Source organism: Caballeronia sordidicola (assembly GCF_002220365.1).
Classification (GTDB): Bacteria; Pseudomonadota; Gammaproteobacteria; order Burkholderiales; family Burkholderiaceae; genus Caballeronia; species Caballeronia sordidicola_C.
The window spans coordinates 1-6,801 of record NZ_MTHB01000232.1 but is presented as its reverse complement, the minus strand read 5'-3'; the positions used below and the strand labels follow the sequence as shown (position 1 = coordinate 6,801).

General features: G+C 56.6%; 5 protein-coding genes and 3 pseudogenes. 4 read left to right on the top strand and 4 right to left on the bottom strand.

What is annotated here, in order from left to right; translation table 11 throughout:
- Both BSU04_RS32025 and BSU04_RS32020 read right to left on the bottom strand, forming a co-directional pair.
- Positions 1–246 (bottom strand): annotated as a pseudogene (locus BSU04_RS32025) (IS110 family transposase); the annotation flags it as partial.
- Positions 247–363: 117 nt separating this feature from the next.
- Positions 364–501 (bottom strand): annotated as a pseudogene (locus tag BSU04_RS32020) (NADPH-dependent FMN reductase); the annotation flags it as partial.
- A 115-nt stretch (positions 502–616) separates the two neighbouring features.
- Between BSU04_RS32020 and BSU04_RS32015 the strand changes: the two are divergent.
- Positions 617–1,520: pseudogene (locus BSU04_RS32015) on the top strand (LysR family transcriptional regulator).
- A gap of 140 nt (positions 1,521–1,660) precedes the next feature.
- Here BSU04_RS32015 and BSU04_RS32010 read toward each other — a convergent pair.
- Positions 1,661–2,248, bottom strand: a complete 588-nt coding sequence (locus BSU04_RS32010; RefSeq protein WP_089164297.1) for a TetR/AcrR family transcriptional regulator — start codon at positions 2,246–2,248, stop codon at positions 1,661–1,663.
- A 279-nt stretch (positions 2,249–2,527) separates the two neighbouring features.
- Between BSU04_RS32010 and BSU04_RS32005 the strand changes: the two genes are divergently transcribed.
- Both BSU04_RS32005 and BSU04_RS32000 read left to right on the top strand, forming a co-directional pair.
- Positions 2,528–3,418: an NAD(P)-dependent alcohol dehydrogenase gene (locus BSU04_RS32005; RefSeq protein ID WP_218827375.1), complete on the top strand. Its 891-nt coding sequence runs from the start codon at positions 2,528–2,530 to the stop codon at positions 3,416–3,418.
- Positions 3,419–3,958: 540 nt separating this feature from the next.
- Positions 3,959–4,108, top strand: a complete 150-nt coding sequence (locus BSU04_RS32000; RefSeq protein WP_373452896.1) for an IS4 family transposase — start codon at positions 3,959–3,961, stop codon at positions 4,106–4,108.
- 293 nt (positions 4,109–4,401) lie between these two features.
- On the opposite strand, the gene BSU04_RS31995 is transcribed toward BSU04_RS32000, so the two are convergent.
- Positions 4,402–5,250 (bottom strand): SDR family NAD(P)-dependent oxidoreductase, encoded by an 849-nt coding sequence (locus BSU04_RS31995; protein WP_089164295.1) that lies wholly within the window; start codon positions 5,248–5,250, stop codon positions 4,402–4,404.
- A gap of 96 nt (positions 5,251–5,346) precedes the next feature.
- Between BSU04_RS31995 and BSU04_RS31990 the strand changes: the two genes are divergently transcribed.
- Positions 5,347–6,309, top strand: coding sequence for an AraC family transcriptional regulator (locus tag BSU04_RS31990; RefSeq protein ID WP_089164294.1), 963 nt, complete (start codon positions 5,347–5,349; stop codon positions 6,307–6,309).
- Positions 6,310–6,801 lie beyond the last annotated feature (492 nt).

Genomic DNA, 6,801 nt, shown 5'->3' with positions numbered 1-6,801 from the left:
CGGCGCCACGAGCTTGGGCGCGATCAGCTTCACAGTGTGGCCGTACTGTTGGAACATCCGCGCCCAGTGATGTGCACCCGAACAGGCCTCCATGCCAATGAGACAGGGTGGCAACTGGGCGATCAGCGCGAGCAGTTGATCACGTGGGACACGCGGTTTGATCAATACCGGCTTGCCGGATTCATCCACGCCGTGAACCGCAAAGACGTTCTTGGCAAGATCGATTCCGATGGTGACAATGGACATGGACTTCCCCTTTCGCTGGTGTTGATGAAGGTCGAGACTTCATCATGGCACTTTGATGCCGAATTGCGGCTTCCGCCGCAGCCTCGGGACGGGGAAGTCCCTTTCATTCGACAGAGCCGCAAGGTTTCCCTCAGTATCGATTGCGGCGCTTACGGCGCCGGCACCTTCGGCGATAGCTGTTGCCATACGCTCGGTATGACCATAACCAGAGTGGTAAACAACGACGGTTTTAATCGGCTGGGTGGATTGGGTCATGGTTACTCCAAATTAGTTCAAATCGTCCGCTACGGACGACCTGAGCAGTCTACTGAGTCCCAAATGAGTTATAAATGACGAAGAATAGAACGTTCTGTTACTCCGCGAGTGAACAATGCAAAACCTTGATGCACTTTTGATCTTTGCCCGTGTTGCCGAAATTACGAGCTTCACGCGGGCGGCCGAAAGCTTGGGTATCCAGAAGGGACGTGTTTCTACAGTGATCCGTAGACTTGAACTGGATATGGGTGTCACCCTCCTGCATCGGACCACGCGAAGTGTGAAGCTTACTGAAGATGGTCGTGCCTTTTATTCACGCGCACGCGACCTGCTTGCCGAAGTCGAAGAATTGCAATCAATGTTCGCCAGTAACGGCGCGCCGCTACGGGGGCGATTGCGGGTCGACATGCCGACCGAGCTGGCACAAAGCGTTGTCGTTCCGGCATTACCGCAATTGATGGCGGCGCATCCGGAGTTGGAACTGGAACTTTCCAGCACTGATCGGCGCGTCGATCTCGTTCAGGAAGGGTTCGATTGCGTTATCCGCCTGGGTCCGATCGTCGACGAGACGCTAATTGCCCGACCGCTTGGCAAGTTGCGCATGATAAATGCGGCGAGTCCTAGCTACCTGGAACAGTACGGCACACCGCACACGCTCGATGATCTGCAGAGTCAAGGGCATCAAATGGTCTACTACACGCGAACACTTGGCGCCAAGCCTGTTGGATGGGAATATCCAGACAGCGACGGCTACGTCGCTCGCGCTGAGAGGCGCGGTGCAGGTCAACAGTGTGCAGACCTATCATGCGGCCGGACTTGCGGGCATTGGGTTGATCCAGGCGGGATATTTTGCGCTCGCGCATCATCTCGAACGTGGCGCGCTAGTGGAGATTCTGCCCGACCTGCGTCCCGCGCCCCTCGCCGCGTCGCTCGTCGTAGCCCATCGACGTAACCTGTCGCAACGCGTCCGGGCCTTCATGAATTGGATCGAGAGGGTAATGGAACCCTATTTTGAATAAAGCTGCGTGGTGCTGGATTTGAGGTTAGCCGCCGCAACTATGCGCGATCCGGACCGCAGTCGGGCTGCGCCAAAATTGTCACCGTTGCTCCGATGGCTAGCGACGATCCGCTCGAGTGCTACCTTGGTAGGTGTGCACAGTTAAGTGCGACACGGCCCTTCGGTCTTGAGAAAATCCGACGTATCAATTAATTCACTCAACGGACGCTGGATGAAGCCGTCGGCTTTTAACATGACAAGTCCGTGTAGATAGGCCCAAGTTCCATACGCGTTGTCTCCTAAAATGCCCGCCGGCAAACCACTAGACAGCACCCGTCTCAACAGATCTAAAGCATTGTCGGCGGCTGTACTTAAAGCGCTTCCAAGTTTCGCTTCCGGAACGAGACGGGACGCAAACATCAATCTATAAATTTCGGTGTTTGCTTCTCCGAAAGTCAGATAGACACGTGAAATTGCCCGTAGTCTGTCAGTCGACGCGCACGTCGCCAATGCGCCGTTGAGCACGCTTACTAAATCCTCGAATGCTTCAACCGCAACGCCTTCAAGCAGTGCGTCGCGATCGGCAAAATGACGGTACGGCGCCGGCTGGCTCACACCCGCGAGTCGGGCTAGCGAACTCAGGGTCACTGCCTGTGCGCCGTTGCGGGAAATCTCATCCCGCGCGACACGAAGCAGGTCGCGGCGCAGATCTCCGTGGTGATAGCCGATCCGCTTGTTCTCGACAGTCATGTAATACCCCATAACTTTCGCTTGACAGCGAAGTGTTGTACATCTATGTTATGAATCATAACATTTGTTGAGAACTGTCGATGCGAGTGGGCCAAATGAGAATTGAGCGTGTCAAAGTTGCATTGGGAGAACGGAGGCTTACTTTTTGGTTGATAGCATTGAATACCTAAACAGCGCAAGGGCTATGTCGAAAAGGGAGAGACAATCGTGGAACAAATGAGAGCAGCACGCTATAGCCGGTACGGCCCACCAGAAGTGCTCTATGAATGCATAACTTCGATGCCGACTCCCGGGCCGGGAGAATTTCTGGTTCGCGTGCATGCGTCCAGCGTAAACGGAATAGATCTGATCGTTCGTGCAGGCATACTGCGCGCCTTCACTGGCCGCAAATTTCCCCGCGGTATCGGTCTGGATTTCGCAGGTGAAATCGTCGGGATGAGTTCTGACGCGGTCACCTTCAAGGTGGGCGATCGCGTATGGGGCGTAATGTCCCACGGCCAAGCCGGAAGCGCCGCTGAATTTGTCTGCGTGCGGGCAGAGTATCTTTCAAAGAGCCCGGCAAACCTCGATTTAGTTCACGCGGCAGCGCTTCCTGCCGTAGGGGTCACTGCGATTACAGCATTACGGGATATCGCTCGGCTTAAGGCAGGTGACAAACTATTGGTTCGAGGCGCGAGTGGTGGAGTCGGAATCGTTGCGGTGCAGCTCGGCCGCCACATCGGCGCGCACGTCACTGCGCTGGCCCGTTTATCCAACCTCGATTTTGTCCGTGACCTCGGCGCTGAAGAGGCGTTTGACTATGCCACGACCAATCCGCGCCAGCTCGGCACCTTCGACGTGATCCTTGACACGGCGGGTAACCATACAGGCGCATATCGGCGACTACTATCGCGGGGCGGCCGAATGGCCACAACTTGCCCCGATCCCAATCGCCCCATAACGTCCCTCTTGTACGTGCTGATGTCGTTCCTTTATGGGACGCGCCGTGTTCGCTTTTTCAGCGCCAAGCCGCGAACCTCGCTGCTTGCGGACCTTGCCGCCTACGTCGAGAGTGGAGCAATCCGCCCCCTGGTGGATGGCATCCACCCACTTTCCCGGATCGGCGACGCTCACCGAGTTTTGGAGGAAGGAGGCCGCAAAGGCAAGCAAATTGTTTCGCTGAAAAGCTAGCCGCCACAAGAATCAGACAACGGGCGTCGAACTGATCATTCACTTGATGACGGCGGCTCGAAAGTACAACGGTAGTCGACGACGAAGCCCAGTAATCTCGATTTGGCATATTTAGGATTATGAATAAATTCATCTATATCGCTGCTTTCATGTTTGCTTTCTCTGCTTGCTCTGTCGGCGGTGGGTATCCTGTTGAAAGCAATGAATCGGCTGTTGTTCGGCGAATACCCGATGGTTCAGCGCAAATGGCAACCCCCGAGGCCTACAACAGGGCGATTGTGGACTCCGTGCGAAATTTCGGAGGGGTTCGAGAATCGCCGAGTTTGGGTAACACGGACAAGCTGATTTGCGTCGCATGTAGAGCGGCGGAATGATTGCTAGTCTGAGAGTTGGTGGGCATGGGTAACGACCGTACGAATCAGCATCCCGTCCACGCTGAAGTGCTCCCCCGAGGCAGTTTTTCTTGCCGGCCATCTTCTCCACTTCATTGCAGAGTTTGGTTACCGGATCGTGCTTGATCGAACAAACCCATCACGCTGAATCAAAAACATTCGCCTAATCGAGTCACTGGGCGGATTTCTGGGCCGCAAGAGCGATGGCGAGCCAAGTGCAAAATCCCTTTGGATTGGCATGCAGCGAACTATGGATGCCGCCTCGACAATTCAGGCCCTTCGCGAAGACGATTCCTGACTTCTGTATAAAGGCATGGGCTCAGCGGGCGTTTTCACTGAAGCGACATACACAGCATCAATCGAGCCAATTTTGCTGTCCTCAACTGGTTCGACATGAATCTGGCACCGCGCTTCACTAATCTTCTGGCGCAATTAAAGCATCTTTACTGCCGCGACGACCCAACGGCGAATAACAGTTCCAGTGTTGCGCGCTTCTGTCGTTCCAATCCCATCATCTGATATCGAAAGTGCTTGGCGTCCTGCTACCCGCTACATCGGCGGCTGACCAACCGGGCGCCAGCGGTAATGTTTTTAAGCGGCCGCAGCGGCCCATGAGATGCTGGTGATCTCATCGAGCTGTTTGTCCAGCTCGTCAAGCGGTGCTTGTTCGCGGAACCTGCCGTCCCTCTCCTTGTGGCCAGCGAAGTGCTTGCCACTGACGTTAGCGAGTTCAGGCGCAAGCGCCACCCACAGCGGCGTGGCCGCGCCTTTTTCGGGCGTGACTCCTATCAATTTCGCCGCGAGGGCGAATGTGCCGGCGACGAAGCCAGTTGTGTTCTGCAGAAAGTCGGTCTTGACGATGCCCGGGTCAACTGTATTAGCAACCACGCCAGTGCCTTGAAGGCGCTGCGCCAGCTTCCACGTCATCATCCGCATGATCTGCTTGGACTGGGTGTAGGCTTTGAAGCCATCGTACTTGCGCTTTTTCCACCCAAGATCGCTGGCATCGTAGTTGCCGACGGTGCTAGAGGAGAAGTTGACGATCCGCGCCGGCTTGCCCGCGCGCAGCTGCGGCAGAAGAAGCTGAGTCAACAGGTGCGGACCGAGAACATTAGTGGCAAGCGTTAGCTCATGGCCCTCGCCGGTCTCTACGCGTTCGTTAAACCATGCGCCAGCGGTGTTGATCAGCAGCTGCAGCGTTGGATGCTCCCTGGCAACGGCCGTCGCGAACTCGCGTACAGACCTCATGTTGGAGACGTCCAGCGGCAGGACCTCCACGTTGCCACCGCCCGGCTCCTTCGCAAGGTCGGTGCGCGCGGCCTCGCCCTTGGCTACGTTGCGTACGCCGACGATGACTGTTGCGCCCTGGCGCAACAGTCCGCGGGCAATTTCATTGCCGATGCCGCCGGTCGCACCTGTGAGGACAGCTGTGATGTTCATTCCTTCTCCTTTAACGTCAACAGGATAGCTCGGGTAAGGAGTACGATCTATGTCCGCGAATCCATTTAACTGGTCTGTTCGTCCAAAAAGGTTTTTGTGGATCCCCTCTCTGATGTTTTATCGCTGCTCAAGCCGCTCAGCTATTCGGCCGGAGGCCTCGACGCCGGCGGCGACTGGTCGGTCCGAATTCCGCGCCACGAAGGCATCAAGTGCTATGCCGTAGTTTCTGGGCAGTGCTGGCTTTCTGTGCAGGGTACCCCCGGTGATCTGCTGCTGCAGAGTGGGGATTGCTTCCTGCTGCAACGGCCGTTCTGTCTCTCAAGCGACTTGACTTTGACGCCCGTCGATTTCCAGTCGATCTTTGCAACGCCGCTGAAAGGCGGCATCTTCTCAGTCAACGGCGGTGGAGACTGTTTCATTGTCGGAGGACACTTCTCGCTGTCCGGCAATCACGCCAACCTTCTCTTGGGAGTATTACCGCCCGTGGTGCAACTCCACAAGGAATCGGATAAGGCGGAGCTGCGGTGGTCTCTGGAGCGGTTGCGGCAGGAACTGCGCGATCCGCGGCCGGGAGGCGACCTTGTGGCCCAGCATCTCGCGCACATGATGCTCATCCAGGCCCTGCGGCTGTATTTGGCGGAAGGGCTGAGCGGCGGAGTCGGGTGGCTCTTCGCCCTTGCAGATAAGCATATGAACGCGGCTCTGAGGTCAATGCACGAAGACCCGGCGCATTCTTGGACAGTGCAGACGCTGGCGGAGCGCGCAGGAATGTCGCGATCGAACTTTGCTTCAAGGTTCAAAGAGACGGTTGGGGAGTCCCCCTTGAAGTACTTGACTCGATGGCGAATGATGCTCGCAGGGGAACGGCTTCAAAACTCCGACTCCCCGATGTCAGAAATCGCCGCATCACTCGGATACGAATCCGAAAGCGCTTATGGCAAAGCCTTCAAGAGAGTCATGGGCTGTTCTCCCAGGCAATTTAGGTGCGGTCAGCTCCTGGTGCCCTTGAGCGCGACTGAAAACTCTCGCATCGATCAAATGGAAGGCACCGCAAGCTGAATCGTCCTCCGGATCCACTGATCACGTTCAACCGGAATCGCTGATCACGTTCGCCGAAATACGCAGTCATGGCGAGCCGATCACGTCGAGCTTCGTCGAGTCGGCGGTCGACCAGCTAGTCAACAAGCGCTTTGTGAAGCGGCAGCAAATGGCGTGGCGACCGGCTCATGCGCATGGCCTTCTGCGGCGAGGTTCAAAGCCGCGTTACACATGCGAGGGGCGAAGATAATGCGGGATAATGCGGTCCCATTTTCGACGCTACGCCCCCATGAATCAATCCGTTTGCGCTGCCCCTACGAAACTGGCTACCAACGAACGCAAGATGATGGCCGTTCGAGCTTTGGCAGGCGCAGAACCGGTCAGCGCTCTGGCCGCCCGGCATGGCGTGAGCCGCCCGCTCGTCTACCGGCAGATGCACAAGGCCAACGCCGCGCTGGATGATCTCTTTTCGACTGAGCAGGCTGACGACCAGAACAAGGTGCTGTTCTCGTT